24 protein-coding genes are annotated in these 25,697 nt (G+C 61.2%); 15 read left to right on the top strand and 9 right to left on the bottom strand.

Going from position 1 to position 25,697, the window contains the following annotated elements; all coding sequences use genetic code 11:
* Positions 1 to 45: 45 nt before the first annotated feature.
* Genes ftsX through ftsY form a run of 3 tightly spaced genes read right to left on the bottom strand, consistent with a single transcriptional unit; the run spans position 46 to position 3,232 of the window.
* Positions 46 to 1,071, bottom strand: coding sequence for a permease-like cell division protein FtsX (gene ftsX / locus ACW9HX_RS13985; RefSeq protein ID WP_457381057.1), 1,026 nt, complete (start codon positions 1,069 to 1,071; stop codon positions 46 to 48).
* Positions 1,068 to 1,739, bottom strand: coding sequence for a cell division ATP-binding protein FtsE (ftsE, locus tag ACW9HX_RS13980; RefSeq protein WP_008065082.1), 672 nt, complete (start codon positions 1,737 to 1,739; stop codon positions 1,068 to 1,070). Before ftsE ends, ftsX begins: the two co-directional genes overlap by 4 nt.
* Positions 1,736 to 3,232: a signal recognition particle-docking protein FtsY gene (gene ftsY, locus ACW9HX_RS13975; RefSeq protein WP_457381056.1), complete on the bottom strand. Its 1,497-nt coding sequence runs from the start codon at positions 3,230 to 3,232 to the stop codon at positions 1,736 to 1,738. The genes ftsE and ftsY overlap by 4 nt, the downstream gene beginning before the upstream one ends.
* A 344-nt stretch (positions 3,233 to 3,576) precedes the next feature.
* On the opposite strand from ftsY, the gene ACW9HX_RS13970 reads away from it, so the two are divergent.
* The 5 genes from ACW9HX_RS13970 (at position 3,577) to ACW9HX_RS13950 (ending at position 8,917) form a co-directional block, all read left to right on the top strand.
* On the top strand, positions 3,577 to 4,932 hold the full coding sequence (locus tag ACW9HX_RS13970) for a M16 family metallopeptidase (RefSeq protein WP_457381055.1): 1,356 nt from the start codon (positions 3,577 to 3,579) through the stop codon (positions 4,930 to 4,932).
* A complete protein-coding gene (locus tag ACW9HX_RS13965; RefSeq protein ID WP_457381054.1) occupies positions 4,925 to 6,412 on the top strand; it encodes a M16 family metallopeptidase in 1,488 nt (495 codons plus the stop codon). The genes ACW9HX_RS13970 and ACW9HX_RS13965 overlap by 8 nt, the downstream gene beginning before the upstream one ends.
* Positions 6,412 to 7,020, top strand: coding sequence for a 16S rRNA (guanine(966)-N(2))-methyltransferase RsmD (gene rsmD, locus ACW9HX_RS13960; protein WP_457381053.1), 609 nt, complete (start codon positions 6,412 to 6,414; stop codon positions 7,018 to 7,020). Before ACW9HX_RS13965 ends, rsmD begins: the two co-directional genes overlap by 1 nt.
* A 63-nt stretch (positions 7,021 to 7,083) precedes the next feature.
* Complete coding sequence (locus ACW9HX_RS13955; protein WP_457381052.1) at positions 7,084 to 8,082, top strand: hydrolase; 999 nt, start codon at positions 7,084 to 7,086, stop codon at positions 8,080 to 8,082.
* Between the two features lie 4 nt (positions 8,083 to 8,086).
* The gene (locus tag ACW9HX_RS13950) at positions 8,087 to 8,917 is read left to right on the top strand and encodes an AraC family ligand binding domain-containing protein (protein WP_457381051.1); all 831 of its coding nucleotides are present in this window, start codon (positions 8,087 to 8,089) and stop codon (positions 8,915 to 8,917) included.
* A 6-nt stretch (positions 8,918 to 8,923) separates the two neighbouring features.
* Here the strand turns inward: ACW9HX_RS13950 and ACW9HX_RS13945 are convergent, their stop codons facing one another.
* A complete protein-coding gene (locus ACW9HX_RS13945; protein ID WP_457381050.1) occupies positions 8,924 to 9,778 on the bottom strand; it encodes a sulfurtransferase in 855 nt (284 codons plus the stop codon).
* Between the two features lie 27 nt (positions 9,779 to 9,805).
* Positions 9,806 to 10,477, bottom strand: coding sequence for a TetR/AcrR family transcriptional regulator (locus ACW9HX_RS13940; RefSeq protein ID WP_085709051.1), 672 nt, complete (start codon positions 10,475 to 10,477; stop codon positions 9,806 to 9,808).
* 146 nt (positions 10,478 to 10,623) lie between these two features.
* Here ACW9HX_RS13940 and ACW9HX_RS13935 point away from each other — a divergent pair, with 146 nt between their 5' ends.
* From ACW9HX_RS13935 to ACW9HX_RS13915, 5 genes are all read left to right on the top strand, one after another.
* Complete coding sequence (locus ACW9HX_RS13935; RefSeq protein WP_457381049.1) at positions 10,624 to 12,054, top strand: coniferyl aldehyde dehydrogenase; 1,431 nt, start codon at positions 10,624 to 10,626, stop codon at positions 12,052 to 12,054.
* A 24-nt stretch (positions 12,055 to 12,078) separates the two neighbouring features.
* On the top strand, positions 12,079 to 12,624 hold the full coding sequence (locus ACW9HX_RS13930) for a twin-arginine translocation pathway signal protein (protein ID WP_457381048.1): 546 nt from the start codon (positions 12,079 to 12,081) through the stop codon (positions 12,622 to 12,624).
* A 41-nt stretch (positions 12,625 to 12,665) separates the two neighbouring features.
* Entirely contained in the window at positions 12,666 to 14,261 is a 1,596-nt protein-coding gene (locus ACW9HX_RS13925) for a GMC family oxidoreductase N-terminal domain-containing protein (protein WP_457381047.1), read from the top strand.
* Positions 14,262 to 14,376: 115 nt separating this feature from the next.
* Positions 14,377 to 14,856 (top strand): pantetheine-phosphate adenylyltransferase, encoded by a 480-nt coding sequence (coaD, locus tag ACW9HX_RS13920; protein WP_003229157.1) that lies wholly within the window; start codon positions 14,377 to 14,379, stop codon positions 14,854 to 14,856.
* 102 nt (positions 14,857 to 14,958) lie between these two features.
* Positions 14,959 to 15,210, top strand: coding sequence for a YfhL family 4Fe-4S dicluster ferredoxin (locus ACW9HX_RS13915; RefSeq protein ID WP_003195146.1), 252 nt, complete (start codon positions 14,959 to 14,961; stop codon positions 15,208 to 15,210).
* A gap of 38 nt (positions 15,211 to 15,248) precedes the next feature.
* Here ACW9HX_RS13915 and ACW9HX_RS13910 read toward each other — a convergent pair whose 3' ends face one another.
* From ACW9HX_RS13910 to ACW9HX_RS13900, 3 genes are all read right to left on the bottom strand, one after another.
* Entirely contained in the window at positions 15,249 to 15,572 is a 324-nt protein-coding gene (locus ACW9HX_RS13910; protein WP_102619681.1) for a multidrug transporter, read from the bottom strand.
* 67 nt (positions 15,573 to 15,639) lie between these two features.
* The gene (gene mutM / locus ACW9HX_RS13905) at positions 15,640 to 16,452 is read right to left on the bottom strand and encodes a bifunctional DNA-formamidopyrimidine glycosylase/DNA-(apurinic or apyrimidinic site) lyase (protein WP_457381046.1); all 813 of its coding nucleotides are present in this window, start codon (positions 16,450 to 16,452) and stop codon (positions 15,640 to 15,642) included.
* A gap of 44 nt (positions 16,453 to 16,496) precedes the next feature.
* A complete protein-coding gene (locus tag ACW9HX_RS13900; RefSeq protein WP_457381074.1) occupies positions 16,497 to 17,309 on the bottom strand; it encodes an HDOD domain-containing protein in 813 nt (270 codons plus the stop codon).
* Between the two features lie 266 nt (positions 17,310 to 17,575).
* Between ACW9HX_RS13900 and ACW9HX_RS13895 the strand changes: the two genes are divergently transcribed.
* The 5 genes from ACW9HX_RS13895 to ilvD all read left to right on the top strand — a co-directional run bounded on the left by ACW9HX_RS13895 (position 17,576) and on the right by ilvD (position 24,564).
* Complete coding sequence (locus tag ACW9HX_RS13895) at positions 17,576 to 18,772, top strand: class I SAM-dependent rRNA methyltransferase (protein ID WP_096817544.1); 1,197 nt, start codon at positions 17,576 to 17,578, stop codon at positions 18,770 to 18,772.
* 438 nt (positions 18,773 to 19,210) lie between these two features.
* On the top strand, positions 19,211 to 20,278 hold the full coding sequence (locus ACW9HX_RS13890) for a SagB family peptide dehydrogenase (protein WP_457381045.1): 1,068 nt from the start codon (positions 19,211 to 19,213) through the stop codon (positions 20,276 to 20,278).
* Positions 20,275 to 21,231: a diiron oxygenase gene (locus tag ACW9HX_RS13885; RefSeq protein WP_457381044.1), complete on the top strand. Its 957-nt coding sequence runs from the start codon at positions 20,275 to 20,277 to the stop codon at positions 21,229 to 21,231. Before ACW9HX_RS13890 ends, ACW9HX_RS13885 begins: the two co-directional genes overlap by 4 nt.
* Complete coding sequence (locus tag ACW9HX_RS13880) at positions 21,224 to 22,456, top strand: MFS transporter (RefSeq protein ID WP_457381043.1); 1,233 nt, start codon at positions 21,224 to 21,226, stop codon at positions 22,454 to 22,456. The genes ACW9HX_RS13885 and ACW9HX_RS13880 overlap by 8 nt, the downstream gene beginning before the upstream one ends.
* Before the next feature lie 266 nt (positions 22,457 to 22,722).
* Positions 22,723 to 24,564, top strand: a complete 1,842-nt coding sequence (gene ilvD / locus ACW9HX_RS13875; protein WP_064380052.1) for a dihydroxy-acid dehydratase — start codon at positions 22,723 to 22,725, stop codon at positions 24,562 to 24,564.
* Positions 24,565 to 24,625: 61 nt separating this feature from the next.
* On the opposite strand, the gene ACW9HX_RS13870 is transcribed toward ilvD, so the two are convergent.
* Positions 24,626 to 25,687, bottom strand: a complete 1,062-nt coding sequence (locus ACW9HX_RS13870; RefSeq protein WP_457381042.1) for a haloacid dehalogenase-like hydrolase — start codon at positions 25,685 to 25,687, stop codon at positions 24,626 to 24,628.
* Between the last annotated feature and the right edge of the window lie 10 nt (positions 25,688 to 25,697).

Raw genomic sequence — 25,697 nt, 5'->3', positions numbered from 1 at the left:
AGTTCCCTAAAAAACCGCAAGGTCAATCACGCGCAAAAAAAGATTCTACTTCGGCGCCAGCTCCCTGAGATGACGTGCGACTGCAATCCATGCACCGATATAACCCAACAGCACCGCGCCAAGCAAGAGCGACAGACCGTCGGCAACTGGCACTCCGGCCAGTGCGAAATCACTGCCGTACAAGCCGGCCAGTCCAACCACCGCATCGTTCAGCCAGTTCAGGCCGAACGCCAGCACACCCCAGGACAACAGCCCCGCACCGAAACCATACAACGCGCCCATATAAAGGAAGGGACGACGTACATAGCTGTCGGTGCCGCCGACGAGTTTAATCACTTCTATCTCGGTGCGGCGGTTTTCGATATGAAGACGAATGGTATTGCCTATCACCAAAAGTAATGCAGAAACCAGCAGCACCGTCAGACCGAAGACAAACCGGTCACCGAGCTTGAGGATGGCGGCCAGACGCTCGACCCAGACTAGATCAAGTTGCGCCTGTTGTACCTTGGGCAACTCGGAAAGTTTTTGTCTTAATGCTTCCAATGTCGACTTGTCGACCTCGTTCGGCGTGACCAGCACCACACCCGGCAACGGGTTTTCCGGCAGCTCGCGCAGGGCTTCGCCCAGTCCGGACTGCTGCTGGAACTCTTCCAGTGCCTGGTCGCGGCCGACATATTCAGCATCAGCTACACCGGGCATGCCTTTGATCTGATCCCGCAGCTTCTCGCCCTGAGCCGGGCTGGCGTCGAGCTCCAGGTACAGCGAGATCTGCGCCGCACGCTGCCACGAACCGCCCAGACGCTCGACGTTATTCAGCAACAGCGACAGCCCCATCGGCAGACTCAGTGCGACCGCCATCACCATGCAGGTGAAGAAGCTGCCGATCGGCTGCTTGCCGAGGCGGCGCAGGCTGTCGAGCAGGCTGGCACGATGGCTTTCGACCCAGGCACGGAACAACGTGGCGAAATCCGGGCCATCGTCATCGTCATGCTTTTTCTTCTTCGGCGGCTGCGGATCGGCGGCTTTCGGGGCCACGCGCTCGGAAACCTTCGGACTGCGTGTCGCACTCATTCGCCAGCCTCCCCGTCACCGATCAATCGGCCGCGTTGCAGGGTCAGCATGCGATGGCGCATACGCGCAATCAGGGCCAGGTCGTGACTGGCGATCAGCACGCTGGTGCCCAGACGGTTGATATCTTCGAACACTCCCATGATCTCGGCCGCCAGACGCGGGTCGAGGTTACCGGTCGGTTCGTCCGCCAGCAGCAGAGCCGGACGGTGAACAATGGCGCGGGCAATCCCGACGCGCTGTTGCTGACCGGTGGACAGGTCGCCGGGGTACAGATCGGTCTTGTCCGACAGCGCCACACGCTCCAGCGCCGAATCGACGCGCTTGGCGATTTCCGCCTTGGACAGCCCGAGGATCTGCAATGGCAGCGCGACGTTGTTGAACACCGTGCGATCGAACAACAGTTGGTGATTCTGGAACACCACGCCGATCTGCCGGCGCAGGAACGGAATCTGCGCATTGCTGATGGTGCTCAGGTCTTGCCCGGCCAGCAGCAGTTTGCCGCTGGTCGGACGCTCCATCGCCAGCAGCAGGCGCAACAATGTGGATTTACCGGCACCGGAATGGCCGGTGACAAACAGGAACTCGCCGCGACGGACTCGAAAGCTCAGCTCATGCAAGCCGACGTGACCGTTCGGGTAGCGTTTACCGACCTGTTCGAAACGAATCATGAACGCTCCCGCTCGGCAAACAGTGCCTGGACAAAGGGTTCGGCTTCAAAGGTACGCAGATCGTCGATGCCTTCACCGACGCCGATGTAGCGGATCGGCAGGCCGAATTGCTTGGCCAGGGCGAAAATCACCCCGCCCTTGGCGGTGCCGTCGAGCTTGGTCAGCGCCAGGCCGGTCAGTTCGACGGTCTGGTTGAATTGCTTGGCCTGGTTGATGGCGTTCTGACCGGTGCCGGCGTCGAGTACCAGCAGCACTTCGTGCGGCGCATCGGCGTCGAGCTTGCCGATGACCCGGCGAACCTTCTTCAGCTCTTCCATCAGGTTGTCTTTGGTGTGCAGACGACCGGCGGTGTCGGCAATCAGCACGTCAATGCCACGGGCCTTGGCGGCCTGCACAGCGTCGAAGATCACCGAGGCCGAGTCCGCGCCGGTGTGCTGGGCGATCACCGGAATCTTGTTGCGCTCACCCCAGACCTGCAACTGCTCGACAGCGGCGGCGCGGAAGGTATCACCGGCGGCCAGCATGACTTTCTTGCCTTCCAGTTGCAGCTTCTTCGCCAGCTTGCCGATGGTGGTGGTCTTGCCGGCGCCGTTGACGCCAACCACCAGGATCACGAACGGCTTGTTCTGCGAAACGATTTTCAGCGGCTGCTCGACCGGTTTGAGCATCGCAGCCAACTCGGCCTGCAGGGATTTGTACAGTGCGTCGGAATCGGCCAGCTCTTTACGCGCGACCTTCTGGGTCAGGCGCTGGATGATCACCGAAGTTGCTTCGACGCCAACGTCGGCGGTCAACAGACGAGTTTCGAGGTCGTCGAGCAGATCGTCATCGATGGCTTTCTTGCCGAGAAACAGGCTGGCCATACCCTCGCCGATGCTGGCACTGGTCTTGGACAGGCCTTGCTTGAGACGGGCGAAGAAGCCGGCCTTGGTTTCTTCGGTGCGCGGGGCCTCCACCGGAGTTTCGACGACAGCGGCGGGCGCAGGGACGACCGGTGCAGGTGCAGGTGCAGGTGCAGGTGCAGGTGCAGGCTCGGGAGCAGCGACAATCGGTGCAACCGGCGCAGCGACCACAGGCTCGGGAATGACAGGAGCAGGTTCGACCACCGGCGCTTGAGCAGGCTCGGGAGTGAATGCAACCGGTGCCGGAATCGGTGGCGTGATGTGCGGCGCAGCCTCTTCGACCAGCGCCACAGGCTCTTCTGCCACCGGCAAGGTCAGCCACGGCTGGGCAGCCGGGGTCAGCGGCAGTTCGGCGGCAGCCGGCGCTTCAAGCTCGACTTCGGCCACCGGTTGCAACACCGGCTCGGCAATCGGCAGCACAACCGGAGCCGGTGCTTCTTCTATAACGGGTGCTGGCGCGGAGGCCGGCTCAGGAATGGCAGTCGGCTGTTCGACGACGGGTTCCTGCGGTTTCTTACGCAGCCATCCGAACAGGCTTTTCTTCTCGCCAGCCGCAGCTGGGGTCTTCTTGTCGTCGTTGGAACCAAACATGGAGGACGGCTATCTCACGGTAGCGACGCGCCACAGGGGCGCCCCGGCAAATAAATATTCGATGCAGAACAGACTGTGTTTCACCCAGCTTGTTCACGCGCAACATTTTGTCGAAGCGCCAACGGCACCTCAAAGGAATCGTTTTAATGAAGGACTAGCCGGCAAAATCGGCGAAAAAGCGAAGTTTAGCTGATAAACCAAGGCCTTCTGCCGTAAACCAATACAACCTGATCAAGTTTCAAAACCGGATAGGCGTGGTCGCCGGTAAAACGGATCAGTATCCTAGCACCTCCTCGCCCGCCTAGGCTAAGACCAAGCGGGCAGCCCAACAGGTTTAAAAACGAATGAATGCTCTAGCCCGCCGCGCCGCAGGCCTGCTGCTCAGCACAGTCTGCCTGCCCCTTTCGGCCCTGGCGGCCGACCCGCAACCGACCCACGAATTCACCCTCGACAACGGCTTGAAGGTCGTCGTGCGCGAGGACCATCGCGCACCGGTAGTGGTGTCGCAGGTCTGGTACAAGGTCGGTTCCAGCTACGAAACCCCGGGCCAGACCGGTCTGTCACACGCCCTCGAGCACATGATGTTCAAGGGCAGCGAGAAAGTCGGCCCTGGTGAGGCCTCGCTGATCCTGCGCGACCTCGGTGCCGAAGAGAACGCCTTCACCAGCGATGACTTCACCGCTTATTACCAGGTACTGGCACGCGATCGTCTGGGTGTGGCCTTCGAACTGGAAGCCGACCGCATGGCCAATCTGCGCCTGCCGGCCGACGAGTTCGCCAAGGAAATCGAAGTCATCAAGGAAGAGCGCCGCCTGCGCACCGACGACAAGCCGATGTCCAAGGCCTATGAGCGCTACAAGGCCATGGCCTACCCGGCCAGCGGCTATCACACGCCGACCATCGGCTGGATGGCTGACCTTGAGCGGATGAAGGTCGAAGAGCTGCGCCACTGGTATCAGTCCTGGTATGTGCCGAACAACGCCACGCTGGTGGTGGTCGGTGACGTGACCCCGGACGAAGTGAAAACCCTCGCCCAGCGCTATTTCGGCCCGATTCCGAAACGCGACGTGCCACCGGCGAAAAAACCGCTGGAACTGGCCGAACCCGGCGAGCGCCAGCTCACCCTGCACGTACAGACCCAACTGCCCAGCCTGATGCTCGGTTTTAACGTGCCGAGCCTGGCCACCGCCGAAGACAAGCGCTCGATCAACGCCTTGCGCCTGATCTCGGCCCTTCTGGACGGCGGCTACAGCGGTCGCATCCCGACCCAACTGGAGCGCGGCGAAGAATTGGTGTCCGGAGGCTCGTCGAGCTACGACGCTTATACCCGCGGTGACAGCCTGTTCACCCTGTCCGCCACGCCGAACACCCAGAAGAAAAAGACCATGGCCCAGGCTGAAGCCGGCCTGTGGAAACTGCTGGAACAACTGAAAACCACCGCGCCGTCCGCTGAAGAGCTGGAGCGCGTACGAGCGCAAGTCATCGCCGGTCTGGTTTTCGAGCGCGACTCGATCACCAGCCAGGCCACCGCCATCGGCCAACTGGAGACCGTCGGTCTGTCGTGGAAGCTGATGGACACCGAACTGGCCGATCTGGAAAGCGTCACCCCGCAAGACATCCAGAACGCCGCCAAGCTGTATTTCACCCGCGAACGTCTCAGCGTCGCCCACGTCCTGCCACTGGAGACGACTCATGAGTGAGCGCAAAACCCCACGCCTGCTGCTCGGCCTGATCGCTGTGGCAGTCATTGGCTCCGCCGCGCTGTATCTGGCGCCGAGCGACAACAGCAAGGCCAGCGAAGCGCTGGATAACGCCAAGTCCAGTCAGAAACTGCAATCGCTGGCCGAACTCGACGGCAAGGCTCCGGCCAGCCGCAAGCTCGACGTGCAGACCTGGAACACCGCCGAAGGCGCCAAGGTGCTGTTCGTCGAGGCTCGCGAACTGCCGATGTTCGACATGCGCCTGATCTTTTCCGCCGGCAGCAGCCAGGACGGCAACGCGCCGGGCCTGGCCCTGCTGACCAACGCAATGCTCAACGAAGGCGTGGCGGGCAAGGATGTCGGTGCCATCGCCCAGGGCTTTGAAGGCCTCGGTGCGGATTTCGGCAACGGCGCCTACAAGGACATGGCCATCGCCTCTCTGCGCAGTCTGAGTGCCGCCGACAAGCGCGAGCCGGCACTGAAGCTGTTCTCGGAAGTCATCGGCAAACCGACCTTCCCGGCCGATTCCTTCGCACGCATCAAGAACCAGATGCTCGCCGGTTTCGAGTACCAGAAACAGAACCCCGGCAAGCTCGCCAGCCTGGAATTGATGAAGCGTCTGTATGGCGATCACCCGTACGCGCACTCCAGCGATGGCAGCGCGCAAAGCGTGCCGAAAATCACATTGGCGCAACTGCGTGAGTTCCACGCCAAGGCGTATGCCGCCGGCAACGTGGTGATTGCGCTGGTCGGCGACTTGTCCCGTGCCGAGGCCGAGGCGATTGCCAATCAGGTGTCCGCTGCCCTGCCGAAAGGCCCGGCGCTGGCGAAGATCGCCCAGCCGCAGGAACCGAAGGCCAGCGTCGGCCACATCGAGTTCCCGTCCAAGCAGACCAACTTGATGCTCGCACAATTGGGCATCGACCGTGACGACCCGGACTACGCCGCACTGTCGATGGGCAACCAGATCCTCGGCGGCGGTGGTTTCGGCACCCGTTTGATGAGCGAAGTCCGCGAGAAGCGCGGCCTGGCCTACGGCGTGTATTCGGCGTTCAGCCCGATGCAGGCGCGCGGCCCGTTCATGATCAATCTGCAGACCCGCGCGGAAATGAGCGAAGGCACCCTGAAACTGGTGCAGGACGTGCTCGCCGACTACCTGAAGACAGGCCCAACCCAGAAAGAGCTCGACGACGCCAAACGCGAACTGGCCGGCAGCTTCCCGCTGTCCACCGCGAGCAACGCCGATATCGTCGGCCAGCTCGGTGCCATGGGCTTTTACAATCTGCCGTTGAGTTATCTGGACGACTTCATGCGTCAGTCCCAGAGCCTGACCGTCGAGCAAGTCCGCGACGCCCTGAACAAACACCTGAGCACGGACAAAATGGTCATCGTCAGCGCTGGCCCGACCGTGCCGCAAAAGCCGTTACCGGCCCCATCTGATAAACCTGCCGAGCAGCCGCTCGGGGTTCCGGAGCATTAATGGCCAGTCCAAAGAAACCTGTACAAAAACTGCACAACGGTGTGAACCAGTTGCGCATCATCGGCGGCGAATGGCGCAGCCGCAAACTGAGCTTCCCTGATGCGCCGGGCCTGCGCCCGACGCCGGACCGTGTGCGCGAAACCCTGTTCAACTGGCTCGCGCCGTATGTTGCCGGGGCCAAGGTGCTCGATCCGTTCGCCGGCAGCGGCGCGCTGTTTCTGGAAGCGCTGTCCCGTGGTGCGTCCATGGGGCAGGCGCTGGATGCCAGCCATGTCGCAGTCTCCAGCCTGAAAGAACACCTCGGAACGCTGCGCTGCACCAACGGCCACGTGCAGACCGCCGATGCCTTGCGCTACCTGGAAACCCAGACGGCGACCGCGTTCGATCTGGTGTTCCTCGACCCGCCGTTCAACCAGAATCTGCTGCCTTCCGTCTGCACGCTGCTGGAAGAGCGCCAATGGCTGGCCGATGATTCGTGGATCTACACTGAAAGCGAAACCGCGCCATCGACCCTCGGCCTGCCAGGCAACTGGCGCCTGCACCGCGAGCAGAAATCCGGGCGGGTGTACTACGCGTTGTGGCAACGTATGGCAGTGATCGCCGGTTAACCGACCGGCCTGAAAAAGCGGCGAGTCTCAGCCGAGGCTCGCTGCGCTGCATCGAGAGCAATCGTGTCCGCTTCGTCAAAACCGTTCATCCCCGCCTTCGGCCTCGGCAATCCGCACCTGCAAACCTTGTGGGGCCCGTTGTGGCGCAAAACCGTACACCTTGATCGCCAGCGCGAGCGGCTGTGGCTCGACGACGGCGATTTCCTCGACCTTGACTGGCACGGCCCGCACAGTGCCGAAGCGCCACTGGTGCTGGTGCTGCATGGGCTGACCGGCTCTTCCAACTCGCCTTACGTCGCCGGGATCCAGGCAGCGCTCGCCGCTCAAGGCTGGGCCAGTGTTGCGCTGAACTGGCGCGGCTGCTCGGGCGAACCGAACCTGTTGCCGCGCAGTTACCATTCCGGCGCCAGCGAAGACCTCGCCGAAACCATCCGCCATCTGAAAGCCAAGCGGCCATTGGCGCCGCTGTATGCGGTTGGTTATTCCCTCGGCGGCAATGTACTGCTCAAGCACCTGGGGGAAACCGGCAGTGCCAGCGGCGTGCTCGGCGCAGTGGCGGTTTCGGTACCGTTTCGCCTCGATCAATGCGCCGATCGTATCGGCCAGGGTTTTTCGAAGGTCTATCAGGCGCACTTCATGCGCGAGATGGTGGCCTACATCAAGAACAAGCAGCGCCAGTTCCAGCACGACGGCCGCGAGGATGGTCTTGCCGCACTGGCTGCCCTCGGCTCGCTGGAGAACATGCGCACCTTCTGGGACTTCGATGGCCGTGTGACCGCACCGCTGCACGGCTTCGCCGATGCCGAGGATTACTATCGCCGAGCCTCGAGCCGCTACTTTCTTGGGGAAATCCGTACACCGACCCTGATCATTCAGGCAGCGGACGATCCTTTCGTGTTTCCCCACAGCCTGCCTTCAGTCAGTGAGCTGTCGAGCTCGACCTCGTTCGAATTGCAGAACAAGGGCGGACATGTCGGTTTCGTCGACGGTTCGTTCCGCCAACCGGGTTATTACCTGGAACGGCGCATTCCCCAATGGCTCGCCGAGACGGGGCGCGAGTGACGTCATGAGCGAACAGGGCGAGTCGATCCGTTTCTGGCAAACCGCGCCGCTGGCCGGCGTCGAACTGTTGTCGGCACGCTACATCGAGCATCGCTTCGCCCCACACGTCCACGACGGCTACGTGATCGGCATGATCATGGCCGGCGCCCAGCGCTATCGTTATCGCGGCGCCGAACACCTGGCGGGCAGTGGCACACTGGTGCTGATCAACCCGGACGAATTGCACACCGGCCACAAAGGCACTGAAGACGGCTGGCTGTACCGGGCGTTCTATCCGGATACCGGCAAGATTGTCTCGCTGCTCGAAGAACTGGAGCTGCCGACCGCACCAATGCCGGCTTTTGGCGCAACGCTGTATCGGGATCCGGATCTGGTCAACGGCTTCAGCCAGTTGCACCGCTTGCTGGAAAGCCCCGCCACCGCGCTGCAACAGCAAACAGTGTGGCGTGAAATGATGATGTTGCTGCTGCAACGTCACGCGGCGGTGCAGATCAACGGCAAACCCGGCAAGGAACATCGAGCGGTGGCAATGGCCAAGGAATTGCTGCACGCGCAACTGGCAGCGCCACCCTCGCTGGAAGAACTGGCGGCAGCGGTGAACCTGTCGCCCTTCCACTTCGCCCGGGTGTTCCGCCGCGCCACCGGCATGCCACCGCACACCTGGCTGATGCAACAGCGGATCGCCCGTGCACGGGGCTTGTTGCAGAGCGGCTGCCTGCCGGTGGAAGTCGCCACGCAACTGGGCTTTGCCGACCAGAGCCATCTTAGCCGGCAGTTCAAACAGGTTTATGGCGTGGGCCCGGCGGCCTATCGCAGTGCGCGGCTGGAGAGCTGAGCGCGTTTACTCGCCCGTAGCAATACCGCGCGTAGGCTCGTTGATCCACTCGCTCCACGATCCGGCATACAACGAACCCAACGGATAACCCGCCAGGCACAGTGCAAACAGGTTGTGACACGCCGTCACCCCGGAGCCGCAATACGCCACCAGATCCGCCGGCGAACGTGCGCCGAGTTTCGCGGCAAAGCGCTGCTTGAGCTGATCGGCCGGCAGGAAGCGTCCGTCGCTACCCAGGTTTTCGGTAAACGCCGCACATTGCGCGCCGGGGATGTGCCCGGCGATCGGGTCGATCGGCTCCACTTCACCCTTGAAACGCGGCAGTGCGCGGGCATCGAGCAGAGTCAGGGCCGGCTGGCCAAGGCGCTGCTGCAATTGCTCGGCGCTGAGCAGCAGTTTTTTGTCCGGATGCCCGCTGAACGTCCCGCGCGTCACCGAAGGCGCATCCAGGCTCAGCGGCAGACCGGCCGCGTGCCAGGCCTTGAGCCCGCCATCGAGAATGAACACGCCGTCGCGCTTGCCCAGCCACGCCAGCAACCACCAGGCCCGAGCTGCATAGGCACCCGGGCCGTCGTCATACAGAACCACTTCGCTGTCGTTGTTGATACCGAAGGCTTGCAGGCGTTCGATCAACGCTGCCGGCTCCGGCAACGGATGGCGCCCGGTCACGCCCTTGGTCACCGGGCCGCTGAGGTCCCGCTCAAGATCGGCGAAGCTTGCCCCGGCAATGTGCCCCTCGGCATAGCTGCGCTGACCGTAGTCCGGGTCTTCGAGGGCAAAACGGCAATCGAGAATCACCAGCCCCGGTTGCTCCTTGCGGGCATCCAGCGTTGTCGGGCTGATCAGTTGCGCAATCGGCATAGCGAACGACTCCTGTGAGCGGATGGATCAGGACCTTTCTTCGAGGGCCTGGGCCAACGGTACGTAGAATTCTTCGAACAGTGCGTTGACCTCATCGCGGGCTTGCTCGGTGACAAACCCCGCTTCCAGCACCAGCACCTGGTACACGCCACGTTTAATGGCCTGTTCGCTGAGGTGATTGGAGTTTTCCCGGGTCGTGCACAGAAAGCGCACCCAGGAGGTAAGGATGATCCACGCGTTGAGGGTCAGGGATTCGATCTGCACCCGGTCCATCTTCAGGATCCCGGCGGCAACGAAGCCTTCATAGATCGCCGCGCCCTGAATCACGCAGCGCTGGGAAAAGCGCCGGTAACGTCCGGCCAGGTCCGGATCGCTGTCGAGCAGATGCTCCAGATCGCGATGCAGAAAGCGGTAGCGCCACATCGCCGACAGCAATTCCTTGAGGTAGAAACGCTTGTCTTCGACTGTCGCCGCACGTCCCTGAGGCGGGCGCAGAAAGCTGTCCACAAGGCTTTCGTACTCACTGAACAACACGGCGATGATCGCCTGCTTGTTGGGGAAGTGGTAGTACAGGTTGCCCGGAGAAATCTCCATGTGGGCCGCGATGTGATTGGTGCTGATGCTGCGCTCGCCCTGCTGATTGAACAGCTCGAGGCTGTTCTGCACGATGCGCTCGCTGGTTTTGATCCGTGGGGCCATGGCTTGAGCTTTAATTCAGAGTGCGTTGGGGGGCATCTTACGACCTAACCGGAATTGGATAAAACCATGACGCACAAGGAAGTCATTTGACTTTCTAGAGCATAGACTCTAGAAAGTTCCTCACAACAACAAATCCGGAGCCGACAATGACCGCTGATATTGCCTACCTGCAATCGTTGCAACAGCCGCTGGAAGAGCTCAACCGGTTGTTCAACGCGCAGCGCGCAGCCTACGCCGCCAACCCGATGCCGCCTGCCGCCCAGCGCCAGCAATGGCTCAAGGCCTTGCGCGACCTGCTGAGCAGCGAACGGCAGGCCTTGGTCGAGGCAATCAGCTCCGATTTCAGCCACCGCAGCGCCGATGAAACCCTGCTCGCCGAGCTGATGCCGAGCTTGCACGGCATTCATTACGCCAGCCGGCATATCAGCCAGTGGATGAAGCCTTCGCGGCGCAAGGTCGGCGTCGCCTTCCAGCCGGCATCGGCGAAAGTCCTGTATCAGCCGCTGGGCGTAGTGGGCGTTATCGTGCCGTGGAACTACCCGCTGTTCCTGGCCATGGGTCCGCTGACCGGTGCACTCGCGGCAGGCAACCGGGTGATGCTCAAGCTCAGCGAATCGACCCCGGCCACCGGCCTGCTGCTCAAGGAATTGCTGGCGCGGATCTTCCCCGAAGACCTGGTCTGCGTGGTGCTCGGCGAGGCCGATGTCGGCGTGGCTTTCTCGAAACTGCGCTTCGATCACCTGCTGTTCACCGGCGCCACCAGCATCGGCAAGCATGTGATGCGCGCGGCGGCGGAAAACCTGACGCCGGTGACCCTGGAGCTGGGCGGCAAGTCGCCGGCCATTGTCTCTCACGACGTGCCGCTCAAGGACGCCGCCGAACGCATCGCCTTCGGCAAGACCCTCAACGCCGGCCAGACCTGCGTGGCCCCGGACTATGTACTGGTGCCGGAAGATCGGGTTGGCGGTTTCGTCGAGGCCTACCGCCAGGCCGTGCGCGGGTTTTATCCGACACTCGCCGACAACCCGGACTACACCGCAATCATCAACGAGCGCCAACTGGCGCGACTGAACAGCTACCTCAGCGACGCTACCAGCAAGGGCGCGCTGCTGATTCCGCTGTTCGACCAGGGCCAGGGCCGGCGCATGCCTCACAGCCTGCTGCTGAATGTCAGCGACGAGATGACAGTAATGCAGGACGAGATCTTCGGCCCGCTGCTACCGATCGTGCCGTATCAGGATCTGGATCAGGCATTTGCTTACATCAATCAGCGGCCACGTCCTCTGGCTCTTTACTACTTCGGCTACGACAAACGCGAACAGAACCGCGTGCTCCACGAAACCCATTCTGGTGGTGTCTGCCTCAACGATACGTTGCTGCATGTGGCCCAGGACGACATGCCGTTCGGCGGTATCGGGCCTTCGGGGATGGGCCATTACCACGGGCACGAAGGCTTTCTGACCTTCAGCAAGGCCAAGGGCGTGCTGGTTAAACAGCGCTTCAACGCGGCGAAGCTGATTTATCCGCCGTACGGCAAATCCATTCAGAAACTGATCCAGAAACTGTTCATTCGCTAACGTCACCGCCGGGTAATAACAACAATGCACCCAAGCCTGACCGAAACACCTGCACTTTCACGCCGTGGCCTGCTGAAGTTCAGCCTGGGCGCTACAGCTTTCCTCGCCACCGCCGGCCTTGGCGCCAGCCTCGGCGGCTGCTCATCGAGCGTATCGGCCAACGGATTCGCCACGTTGCGCAGCGGTGACCTGCTGTTTCTGCGCGCGCTGATTCCGGTGATGCTGGATGGCGCCGTCGCGGTGGAAAAGATGCCCGCCGCTGTCGACGGAACCCTGAAGTCACTGGACTACAGCCTCGATCACCTGTCGCCGGAAATGCTCAAGCTGACCCGGCAACTGTTCGACGTGCTGGGCATGGCCGTGACCCGTGGGCCGCTCACCGGAGTCTGGGGCAGCTGGGAAAACGCCAGCCCCGAGGCGATCCGGCACTTCCTCGATCGCTGGGAAAACAGTTCGCTGAGCCTGCTGCGCATGGGCCACAGCTCCCTGCAGCAAATGGTGATGATGGCCTGGTACACCCGCGCCGAATCCTGGGCGCACTGCGGTTACCCCGGCCCGCCCACGGTTTGAAGCTCGCGCCTCCTCCGAAAAATAATAAGAGAGCCTGATTGATGCCCGTACCCGACCCGTTTCGCGAAGGCCTTGCCCGTGGCTGGAAAACCTACAACGGCGCACAACTGACCGATGACCTGACCCTGGAAGCCGACGTGGCCATCATCGGCAGCGGTGCCGGCGGTGGCACCACGGCGGAAATCCTCAGCGCCGCCGGCTACAAGGTGCTGCTGATCGAAGAAGGCCCGCTCAAGACCAGCAGCGACTTCAAGATGCTGGAAGACAAGGCCTACAGTAGCCTCTATCAGGAAGGCATCGGCCGCATGAGCAAGGACGGCGCGATCACCATCCTCCAGGGCCGTGCGGTCGGCGGCACCACCCTGATCAACTGGACCTCGAGCTTTCGCACGCCCGAGCCGACCCTTGAACACTGGGCCAAAGAACACAACGTCAAAGGCCACAGCGCCGCCGACATGGCGCCGTGGTTCGAAAAAATGGAGCAGCGCCTCGGCGTCGCGCCCTGGATGGTGCCACCCAACGCCAACAACGATGTGATCCGCAAAGGCTGCGAAAAACTCGGCTACAGCTGGCACGTGATCCCGCGCAATGTGCGTGGCTGCTGGAACCTTGGCTACTGCGGCATGGGCTGCCCGACCAACGCCAAGCAATCGATGATGGTCACGACCATTCCGGCGACTCTGGAAAAGGGCGGTGAGTTGCTCTATCTGGCTCGCGCCGAAAAACTGTTGATCAGCGGCGACAGGGTCACCGGACTGCAATGCGTGGCGATGGACGAACGCTGTGTCGAACCGACCGGGCGCAAGATCACGGTCAAGGCTCGCCATTACGTGCTGGCCGGCGGCGGCATCAACAGCCCCGCCCTGCTGCTGCGCTCGGACGCGCCGGACCCACATCAGCGCCTCGGCAAACGCACCTTTCTGCACCCGGTGAACATGTCCGCCGGGCGCTTCGACGAGGTCATCAACCCGTTTTACGGGGCGCCACAGTCGATCTACTCCGACCATTTCCAATGGAAGGACGGCACCACCGGGCCGATGGCCTTCAAACTCGAAGTACCACCGCTGCACCCGGCGCTGGCCGCCACCCTGCTCGGCGGCTTTGGCCAGGAAAACGCGCAGCACATGGCCGACCTCCCGCACACCCACGCCATGCTCGCATTGCTGCGTGACGGGTTTCACCAGGACAGCCAGGGCGGCAGCGTCGAATTGCGCGGGGATGGCTCGCCAGTACTCGATTATCAGGTGTCGTCCTACGCCTGGGACGGTTTGCGCCGGGCCTTCCACGTCATGGCCGAAATCCAGTTCGCCGGCGGCGCCAAAGCGGTGATGCCGATGCACGCGGATGCGCGCTACGTGAACAGCCTGGCCGAGGCGCGCGCGATGATCGACGGTTTGAGCCTCGAGCTATACCGCACCCGCCTGGGCAGCGCCCACGTCATGGGCGGTTGTGCGATGGGCGAAGACCCGAAGACCGCGGTCACCGACAGCCTGGGCCGGCATCATCAGCTGCGTAATCTGTCGATTCACGACGGCTCGCTGTTCCCCACCAGCATCGGCGCCAACCCGCAGTTGTCGGTGTATGGTCTGACGGCGCAACTGGCGACATCCCTCGGCGAACGGTTGAGAAACCCGTGAAAAAGCCGAAGATTCGTACCGTCTATAGTGCTTTCTTACCCAAAAGGCGACTTGGCCGACCGGGACGGCTGCGATACCATCCGACTCCCCAACGGATTCCCGCCAGGACGACGCGATGAACCGAGTGTTGTACCCAGGTACCTTCGACCCTATTACCAAGGGCCATGGCGATCTGGTCGAACGCGCCTCGCGCCTGTTCGACCATGTGATCATCGCCGTCGCCGCCAGCCCCAAGAAGAATCCGCTGTTCCCGCTGGAACAACGGGTCGAGCTGGCCCGCGAGGTCACCAAACACCTGCCGAACGTGGAAGTGGTCGGCTTCTCGACACTGCTGGCGCATTTCGCCAAAGAGCAGAACGCCAATGTGTTCCTGCGTGGTCTGCGCGCGGTGTCGGACTTCGAATACGAATTCCAGCTGGCCAACATGAACCGCCAGTTGGCCCCGGATGTGGAGAGCCTGTTTCTCACCCCGTCCGAACGTTATTCGTTCATTTCCTCGACGCTGGTGCGGGAAATTGCAGCCCTGGGCGGCGATATCAGCAAGTTCGTCCACCCGGCGGTGGCTGACGCCCTGACCCTGCGCTTCAAGAAGTAACGACCGTTCAAACGGCGCCCGCGTGCACTGCGGGCGCCAATGCGGCACAATTGCGCGCATTGATTTATAGCGCCCGGGCCTGCCGCCCCGGCTGGAGTTAGCATGTCCCTGATCATCACCGACGATTGCATCAACTGCGACGTCTGCGAACCTGAGTGCCCGAACGCCGCCATTTCCCAGGGCGAAGAGATCTACGTGATCGACCCGAACCTGTGCACCCAGTGCGTCGGCCACTACGACGAGCCGCAGTGCCAGCAGGTCTGCCCGGTGGATTGCATTCCACTGGACGAAGCCCATCCGGAGACTGAAGAACAGTTGATGGAGAAGTACCGCAAGATTACCGGCAAGGCTTGAGCCTCTGACGCCGATCGCAGCGCCAGGCTGCGATCGCGTCATTCACGCTGCTCGAATCCTTCCCCGGTACAGCCCAGGCAGCGCACGAACGCCGCTTTCGCCGGCGCCACCACCAGCGCCTCCCCCGCATCGCCGACACCGCCACCCAGCGCGGTAAACGGCAACGACACCACAAACGCCCCCGCACCGATCACTGTCGCCGCCACCAGCAAGGGGCGAGCAATCAGCAGATCGCCGATCATGGCGTAGGCCGGTGGATTCTGGATGGCGTATCGCGGGTCACCGCTGCCGCCCTCCGTGGCATGAACGGTCAGGCCGGAACACAGCAGCAGTGCGAGAAACAGGGCTTGCGAGGATTTCATGGCACGATCCTTCGGGCTGAACAGTGAGACAACTCACTATAGACCGTAGGACTTTTTCAGCTTTTCGTCAGGTCTGGCAGCGCGGACAGAAGACACTGGCCCGCTGGCCCAGTTTCACTTCCCGCAGGCCGGTACCGCAGACCTTGCAGTGCTCGCCACCGCGACCGTAAACGAACAACTCCTGCTGGAAATACCCCGGCTGCCCGTCGCCGCCGATGAAATCGCGCAACGTGGTGCCGCCTCGCTCGATGGCGGCGGCGAGGATGCGTTTGATCTCGATCGCCAGCTTCAAGTAACGCGCCCGGGAAATGCCCTTGGCTTCGCGACGCGGATCGATACCGGCGGCGAACAACGCTTCGGTCGCGTAAATATTGCCGACCCCCACCACCACCGCGTTGTCCATGATGAACGGCTTGACCGCCATCGACCGTCCGCGTGACAGCTGAAACAACCGCTCGCCATCGAACAGATCGGTCAACGGCTCCGGCCCCAGGCGAATCAGCAATTCGTGATTGAGCGGATCGTTGCTCCAGAGCATCGCGCCGAAGCGCCGCGGATCGGTGTAGCGCAGGGCCAGGCCGGACTCCAGCTCGATGTCGACATGCTCATGCTTGGCGGCCGGCAGACCGACTTCAACCAAGCGCAGATTGCCCGACATGCCCAAGTGGCTGATCAGCGTGCCGACCTCAGCGTTGATCAGCAGGTACTTGGCGCGCCGTTCGACCAGCACGATGCGCTGCCCGGACAGGCGCACATCGAGGTCTTCGGGAATCGGCCAGCGCAGCCGCCGGTCACGCACGATCACCCGGCTGACGCGCTGGCCTTCCAGGTGCGGGGCGATCCCGCGGCGGGTGGTTTCGACTTCCGGCAATTCAGGCATGGGTGTCTCGAATCATTGGTCTTCTGGAATCATGAGCTCTTGGATCAGTGCGCGCCAAGTTCGCGGATCGTCTGCTTCAACGTTTCGAAGTCGTAATCCGAAAGGCCGATGTATTCGAGCACCAGAGGCCCCACAGCCTGCCATTCGAAGTCTTCGGTCTGGTTGCCCAGTACCCGGTAAGACGCGCAGATGTGCTCGGCCATTTTCAGGATCGCCAGCAGGTTTTTCATCTGACTGTTGCGCGAGGTCTCGTCGCTGAAGATCGCCAAGGCATTGTGGTGGTTCGCGATCGCCGCGCTGACATGCTCAGGCAGGCGCCAGGACTTGGCGGTGTAGTAACCGACCACCGAGTGATTGGTGTTGTAGACATCGTTCTCGGTGTCCACGACCCGGCGCTCCGCCCCCGCGTTGGCATAGGCCTTTTCGAGCGTCGTCATGTAATCCGGGAAACGCTGGAGCATCAGCGGCACACCGCAGTCATGGAACAGCCCCAAGGCGTAAGCTTCGTCGCTCGCCTCGGTGCCGACGCGCTTGGCCAGGGTCAGGCAGGTCATGGCCACGTCCTGGGCGGTATCCCAGAAACGGTTCAGGGTGACGATGGTGTCATCGTTCATTTCACCCTTGATCGACATCGCGTTGATCAGGTTGATGATCGAACGACTGCCCAGCAGGTTCACCGCGCGCTTGATCGAAGTGATCTTGTTGCTCAGGCCGTAATACGGCGAGTTGACGATTTTCAGCAGCGAGCCGGACAGACCGGGATCCTGGGAGATCAACTTGGCGATCGTCTCCAGGTCCGGGTCGGGCATGTACTGCTCCATTTGCAGATCCACCATGATCTGCGGTTGCGCAGGCACGCTGATGCCTTGCAGGGACTGTTGAATCTGTTCGGTGGTCAGCTCTTGGGACATAAGTACACACTCTGGGACAGGCGGCGATTCTAACCCCTAAAAACCGACGAACGACACTTTGGGGGCAGATCGGCGGAAACTTTCATTCAAGACCATTGGGCGAATTTTGCCTTCATCCGCTGGCAGGCCGGGTTTGCGCGCCACATGTCCAGCACCGAACCCGCGTGCAGCGCAACACGGTATACTCCCGCTCTTTTTTCCGGAGCGACGTCATGTCCCTGCCTAGCTTGCGCCTCAAAGCCAACGCCGACCGTCGCCTGCGCGCCGGTCACCTGTGGATCTACAGCAACGAAATCGACGTGGCCGCGACCCCGTTGCACGGCTTCAAGGCCGGCGACCAGGCGATCCTCGAAGCCGCCGGCGGCAAGCCGCTGGGCATCGTCGCCATGAGCCCGAACAACCTGATCTGCGCCCGCCTGCTGTCGCGCGACATCAAGCTGCCGCTGGACAAGTCGCTGCTGGTGCACCGCCTGAACGTGGCCCTGTCGCTGCGCGATCGCCTGTTCGACAAGCCTTTCTATCGTCTGGTTTACGGTGACTCCGATCTGCTGCCAGGCCTGGTCGTCGACCGTTTCGGCGATATCCTCGTGGTGCAGATCGCTTCCGCGACCATGGAAGCGCATAAAGATGACGTGATCGCGGCGCTGACCCAAGTGCTCAAGCCAAGCGGCATCCTCTTCAAGAACGACTCCGCCGCCCGTGATGCCGAAGGCCTCGAGCGTTACACCGAAACCGTGTTCGGCCTGGTGCCGGAGTGGGTGGCGCTGGAAGAGAACGGCGTGAAATTCGAAGCCCCAGTGATTCAGGGCCAGAAAACCGGCTGGTTCTACGACCACCGCATGAACCGCGCACGCCTGGCCCCTTACGCCAAAGGCAAACGCGTGCTGGACCTGTACAGCTACATCGGTGGCTGGGGTGTTCAGGCTGCGGCATTCGGCGCCAGCGAAGTGTTCTGCGTCGATGCATCGGGTTTCGCCCTCGATGGCGTTGAGCGCAATGCCGCGCTGAACGGCTTCGCCGACAAGATGACCTGCATCGAAGGCGACGTCTTCGAAGCCCTGAAGGAACTCAAGGCCAGCGAAGAGCGCTTCGACGTGATCGTTGCCGACCCGCCTGCGTTCATCAAACGCAAGAAGGACATGAAAAACGGTGAAGGCGCCTACCGTCGTCTGAACGAGCAAGCCATGCGCCTGCTCAACAAGGACGGCATCCTGTTCAGTGCTTCGTGCTCGATGCACCTGCCGGAAGACGATCTGCAGAACATCCTGCTGACCAGCGCCCGTCACCTCGACCGCAACATCCAGTTGCTGGAGCGCGGTGGTCAGGGTCCGGATCATCCGGTGCACCCGGCCATTCCGGAAACCCGCTACATCAAGAGCATCACCTGCCGTCTGCTGCCAAACAGCTAACGGTATCGATGCATATAAAGAAGGGGAGCCAACAGGCTCCCCTTCTTTTTGCCTTTAATTATTGGTTTTCCTACATTTACCGTCCGATCAACATGCAGGACTTTTCCTTAAATCCAGCATTTACCAACATCTAACTTACAAGACCTTTTCAAGCGAAAGATCACTCCGACAAAATTACTGGAATATTCCTACTTAATATCCACTTGCGATTAATCCATTACAAACTATTATTAAGTCGTCACCACGAGGTGGCACTCAACAAACAACGAAGCATCAATGAACAAGGAGTTCAAACATGAAAGCAATTACTCTGGAATCCCGCAAAATCGCAAACCTGGCTTTTCTGGTTGCTGCTAAAACCCGTTAAGTAAGGCTGACGCTGGGTATCGCCGGCTACCCAGCGTCTTTGATCACCCATCCAGAGAGCACTGCTTTAACATGCAAATAAATCCCTATCTATTCATATTGCCGCGCACGCCGGGCCAAATCGTCTGGAACTACAAGGATCATACTCAACACGAACTTGGTCTGGACTATTCATCCCGTTTGGCACAACTAATCAACAACCCCGAGCTGTACGACAACAACAACATCATAGACGCACAGTTATTCAATGCCGGAATACTGACAACATCGTCTACAAACACTCCCATCTGGGGCTGGGATGAACTGTCGAAGATCTATCACATCGGCACCCGCAACATCCCCTGTGAATATATTCCACAAAACATTCATGAATGGGCCAGGCAATATCTGGAACATTGCAACGAGGTACTCGCCTCCTCGCCCCCGGCCGATGACACGGCTGATCGCGATCCAGGCAGACGCATCGCTCTCCCCGCGCCGTCGACACTGAATGACGACAGTCTGTCGAATGCCTTGATCCGGCGGAAAACCTGCCGGTCCTTCACCGGCTCACCCGTTCAGCTGGGTGATGTCGGGGCCTTGCTGTACCTGACTCTCGGCTATCTGCACGAGCGCGAAGGCGACGACAGCATCGCCAAAGGACTCGACGCACGCCGTAGCAGCCCTTCCGGTGGCGGGCTCAATGCCTGCGAAGGTTACCTGTTGATCCAGAACGTCGAAGGCCTTGCACCTGGCGTGTATGCCTATCACCCGGCCGAACACGCCTTGAGCCTGATCAACCCGCCGCCCGACACAGCGCTGGGCAATCTGCTGGGAGGCCAGCACTTCATCAATAACCTGCCACTGGGCCTGTTCATCACCGCCCGCTTCGACAGGCTCTGGTGGAAGTATCCGCACTCGCGCGCCTATCGAATGGCGTTCGTCGAGGCCGGGCATCTTTCACAGACGTTTCAACTGGCCGCCACCGCGCTTGGCATGAACACCTGGCTCACAGGCGCATTCGCCGACGATCAGGTCGACACATTGCTGCGACTCGAGAACGGTCACGAACAACCCCTGTTCTTTGTCGGATGCGGCGAAAGCGATGGTCAGGCGATGTGCCAGGAAATGCGCGACCTGTTGCGCGAGACGCAAGCATGAGCCTTCTCTCCCAAGCCCCGGCCTTCGAGTTTTCACTGGGCGACTGGAACACTCGCGCATCTGTGCGTACCAGTGCCCACGATTACCGCTTGCCAGCTGACATCACGCAACAACTGGAAACCCGTCACTGGTTTCCGCCGACATTTCTGCCCTATCTCTCCCACCCGACCATCGAAGCGGCGGGCCGCTCGGTATTGCATCGGCTCACGGCCAATCATCTGGTGCACTTTCTCGACTACACCACCCTGCTCGAACACCGCATTGTCAATCGTGCCGTGGAAGTCATTGTCCACGGTGAACTGTCGGTCGATGTTCCGCCGGCCATGAAAACCGCCGCGCTTCAGCTCTACACCGATGAGGGTTACCACGCCCTGTTCTCGCATCGGATAGCGGAACAGATCGCCGGGTACTACGCCATCACCGGGCGCCCGGTGATGCCCAGGCGAATCGTGCAGATGAACGGGCTGATCGCCAGAACCCCTCAAGAGCAGCGACCGCTGACATGGTTTCTGCTCGGCTTCGTTTCGGAAACCATCATTGCCCGGGAGCTGCTCGACGTCTGCCGGGACAGCCTGGTGTCCGGGGTCAACGACATGCTGCGCGATCACCTCACTGACGAAGCGCGCCACAGTCGCTACTTCACTGAAGTGTTCCACTACCTCTGGCTGAATCTGGTCCCTCAGCAACGAACGTTCGTCGCCGTCACCCTGCTTGAGATCATCGGGATCTTCTTCGAAGCCGACGAACAGTGGCTGCAACAAAGCTTGCGGGACGCCGGGATTGCCGCCAGTGCCGTGCCGGAAATACTCGGCGAGTTGGCAACAGTGCAAGCCACCCGATTACGTGCACGGACAGGCAGCGTCTCTACATTGAATGCACTGAAGAAAGCCGGATTTTTCGCGGAACCTCAAAACCGGATACTTTTCGCCAAGGCAGGATTGATCGATGGATAAAGGAAAACCCGGGGGGACGACCCGACAACGTCGCGGCGCCGTCAGCCTGTTGCTGGCGATGGTATTGCTGGGTGTATTTCCGCTGGATGTCCTGCTGCCTTCGTTCCCGGCGCTGGCCGAACATTTTCGCAACACCCCGGCGGACATCGCGCTGTCCATCAGCCTGTTCGCCGTCGGCATCGCCTTCGCCCAGTTGCTGATCGGGCCGCTGTCGGATGTGATCGGACGCAAAGGGCTGCTGCTCGCCGGCATGAGCGTTTCAATGCTCGGCGCCCTCGGCTGCGTGATGACCACTGACTATTCGCTGTTCCTGATGTTCCGGGTCGTTCAGGCGCTGGGCTGCGGCTGCTTCGTGCTGTCCCAGGCGCTGGTCCAGGATCTGTTCAAAGGCGAGGAACGTGACCGCCTGCGAATCCTGATGGTCACCGCCGGCGGGATTTTCATCTCGGTATCGCCGCTGGCAGGCACTTTCATACAGGCAACGTTGGGCTGGCGCGGCAGCTTCTGGGTGTTCATCGCACTTTCAGCCGTGGTGTTGCTGAAGGCCTGGCTGTTTCTGGAGAACACCCGACCGACCGCCAGTGGCACACGTACAAACTTCCTCACGGCTTACCGGCGGGTCCTGGGAGATTTCAACTTCGTCAGCTACTGGCTGATTTCGGCATTCGCGTTCGCCTGCCACTTTTCATTCATCGTGATTTCGCCGCTGATCTTCATGGACCGACTGCAACTGTCCGCCTACGAATTTTCCTTGATCCTGCTGATCTACGGCGCGGCTTACGTCACGGGGGGCATCCTCGCCAGCGTGCTCAGCAGGCGCCTCAGCAGCGGCCAGCAGATTGTGGTCGGCCTGAGCCTGATACTGTTCGCCGGCGTGACCATGCTGTACCTGTCATCAAGTTTTGCACTGGCTCCGGCGACAGTGCTGATCCCGATGCTGATCTGCACCGCCGGCACCACCATTGCCCGGCCGGCCGCCACCTCCCGGGCCATGAGCCTGTTTCCGGACAACGCTGGCACTTCGGCCTCAGCCGGCAGCACGATCATTTTCATCTGCGGTGGCTTGATCAGTGCCTTGATCAGCCTGAGCACGACCAACCTGCAATCCACCCTGGGTTACAGCTTTTTCTTGCTCAGTGGTGTGGCACTCGCCCTGAACAACCGGATCAGCCGCCGCGTCAGAGTCCTGCAAGCCGATGCCATTGCGCAGCCGGGAGGCGATTAAACCTGCCGGTCGTCATTCCGCACGGGGCGTCAGCGCTGGAACAACGTTTTGCGCCATTCCCTCCTGACGCCAGCGGTGTAGAATCGCGAGATTCATCGCCATTCATCCCCGGCGGGTTTATGAGCTCAGGCTGAGACCAGCGGCGATCCCGCAACGTCATCGGCAACATCAGGACACACGGCCATTTCTGAGTGTTCCAGACGTCAATAGAAGCTCACTCCCTTTTTGCACCTGATTAGTAAGTGATTAGCCGCCCGGAGTGCTCCATGCCAGATTACCGTTCGAAAACATCCACCCACGGCCGCAATATGGCCGGCGCCCGCGCACTGTGGCGCGCCACCGGGATGAAAGATGACGACTTCAAGAAGCCGATCATCGCGATTGCCAACTCCTTCACCCAGTTCGTACCGGGCCACGTCCACCTGAAGGATCTGGGCCAGCTTGTTGCCCGTGAAATCGAACGCGCCGGCGGTGTGGCGAAAGAATTCAACACCATCGCCGTGGACGACGGCATCGCCATGGGCCACGACGGCATGCTGTATTCGCTGCCGAGCCGCGAGATCATCGCCGACTCCGTCGAGTACATGGTCAACGCCCACTGCGCCGACGCCATTGTCTGCATCTCCAACTGCGACAAAATCACCCCGGGCATGCTGATGGCCGCCCTGCGCCTGAACATTCCGGTGATCTTCGTATCCGGCGGCCCGATGGAAGCCGGCAAGACCAAACTGGCCAGCCACGGTCTCGACCTCGTCGACGCCATGGTCATCGCCGCCGACTCCAGCGCTTCTGACGAGAAGGTTGCCGAGTACGAGCGCAGCGCCTGCCCGACCTGCGGTTCGTGCTCCGGCATGTTCACCGCCAACTCGATGAACTGCCTGACCGAGGCCCTGGGTCTCGCACTGCCGGGCAACGGTTCGACCCTGGCCACCCACAGCGACCGCGAACAGCTGTTCCTGCAGGCCGGCCGCACCATCGTCGAACTGTGCAAACGCTACTACGGCGAGAACGACGAGTCGGTACTGCCGCGCAACATCGCCAACTTCAAGGCGTTCGAGAACGCCATGATGCTCGACATCGCCATGGGCGGTTCGACCAATACCATCCTGCACTTGCTGGCCGCCGCCCAGGAAGCCGAGATCGACTTCGACCTGCGCGACATCGATCGTCTGTCGCGCAAGGTGCCGCAGCTGTGCAAGGTCGCGCCGAACATCCAGAAGTACCACATGGAAGACGTGCACCGCGCCGGCGGCATCTTCAGCATCCTCGGTTCGCTGGCCCGTGGCGGCCTGCTGCACACGGACCTGCCGACCGTGCACAGCCGCAGCATGGAAGAAGCCATCGCCAAGTGGGACATCACCCAGACCGACGATGAAGCCGTGCACCACTTCTTCAAGGCCGGCCCGGCCGGCATTCCGACGCAGACCGCGTTCAGCCAGTCGACCCGCTGGGAAACCCTGGACGACGACCGTGAAAACGGCTGCATCCGCAGCTTCGAACACGCCTACTCGAAAGAAGGCGGCCTGGCCGTGCTGTACGGCAACATCGCCCTGGACGGCTGCGTGGTGAAAACCGCCGGCGTCGACGAGTCGATTCACGTGTTCGAAGGCAACGCGAAGATCTTCGAAAGCCAGGACAGCGCCGTGCGCGGCATCCTCGCCGACGAAGTGAAGGAAGGCGACATCGTCATCATTCGCTACGAAGGCCCGAAAGGCGGCCCGGGCATGCAGGAAATGCTCTACCCGACCTCCTACCTGAAATCCAAAGGCTTGGGCAAAGCCTGTGCCCTGCTGACCGATGGCCGTTTCTCCGGCGGCACTTCCGGCCTGTCTATCGGCCACGCTTCGCCAGAAGCTGCAGCCGGCGGTGCGATCGGTCTGGTGCAGGACGGTGACAAGGTGCTGATCGACATCCCCAACCGCTCGATCAACCTGTTGATCAGCGACGAAGAACTGGCTGCACGCCGGGTCGAGCAGGACAAGAAAGGCTGGAAACCGGTCGAGAAGCGTCCACGCAAAGTGACCACCGCCCTCAAGGCCTACGCCCTGCTGGCGACCAGCGCCGACAAGGGTGCGGTGCGCAACAAGGCGATGCTCGACGGCCTGTAAGGGTCAAATCGCAGAAACAAAAATGCCCCGCCAAGTGCGGGGCATTTTTTTGCCTTGAGACTTACTGAATCTCTTCCGGCTTCACGATCACCCAGTTCTTGTCCGCCGTCACCGGCAAACCTTCTTTCGCCTGGGCCGCTGCGTGCTTGGCCATCATGCCGTTGAGCTGGGTCATGTACTTGTCCTTGCGGTTGACCCACAAGTGAATACCGCCCTTGGCCACGTCGACGCTGTGGAACAGCATGTAGCCGTCGCTGCTCGGGGTGTCACCGCCCACCAGTACCGGTTTTTTCCACTCGTCGATGTAAGTCAGGATCGCTGCTTGTTTGCCGGCCATCCAGGTCGCCGGGGTCCACAGGTAAGGCGTCAGTTCCAGGCCAAGGTTGGCCTTCTCGTCATACTTGCCGGCGGTGATCTGCTTGCGCGCAGTGGTCAGTTCGCCGGTCTTCGGATCCTTGAGCAGCAGCGATACACCGATCACGTTCTGCGGTTTGACGTTGTAGCCGTACTTCGGATCGGCCGCGACCATCCGCACCAGTTCTTCGGAGGCGGCGGTCATCACATAGACCTCGATGCCGTTCTCCATCAGCTTGTTGTACAGCTCGGCCTGACCGGCGAAGACTTTCGGCGGCTGGACGTCGAGGTTTTTAACCACATCGCCATCGTAATAAGTCGTCGGTACCGGCTTGCCCGAGGCCATCAGCTCATCAACGTAGCCCTTGAGCTCCTTGAGGGTGAAACCGGAAAACACCTGCGCGACCCATGGATAGCAGACCATGTCATCGACTTCGCAGAGGCGGTAGTAGTAGCTGAACAGGCTTTCCTTATGGTCGGCGGTGTCCTTGAACGGCATCAGCTTCAGGGAGGGGTCGAGTTTCTCGCGGGTGATCAGGCCCTTGTTTTCCATGAACGGCAGCAACGACTCTTCGAGGTCGTAGCGGTAACTGGTGTTGTCCATGTCGAACACCGCATAGTTACCCTTGTTGGCGTTGGCGGCGATCATCGCGTCCAGCGCCTTGGCCTGATCCGCAGGCCAGTGTTTCAGGTCGGTGGCGAAAGCCTGAGTGGCCAGGCCCATCCCCACAGTCAGTGCGACAGCCAGAAATTTCGGTGCAAACTTCATTGGCGCTTCT

The organism is Pseudomonas sp. SDO52101_S400, assembly GCF_054071635.1.
This window is presented reverse-complemented; position numbering and strand designations above follow the sequence as displayed.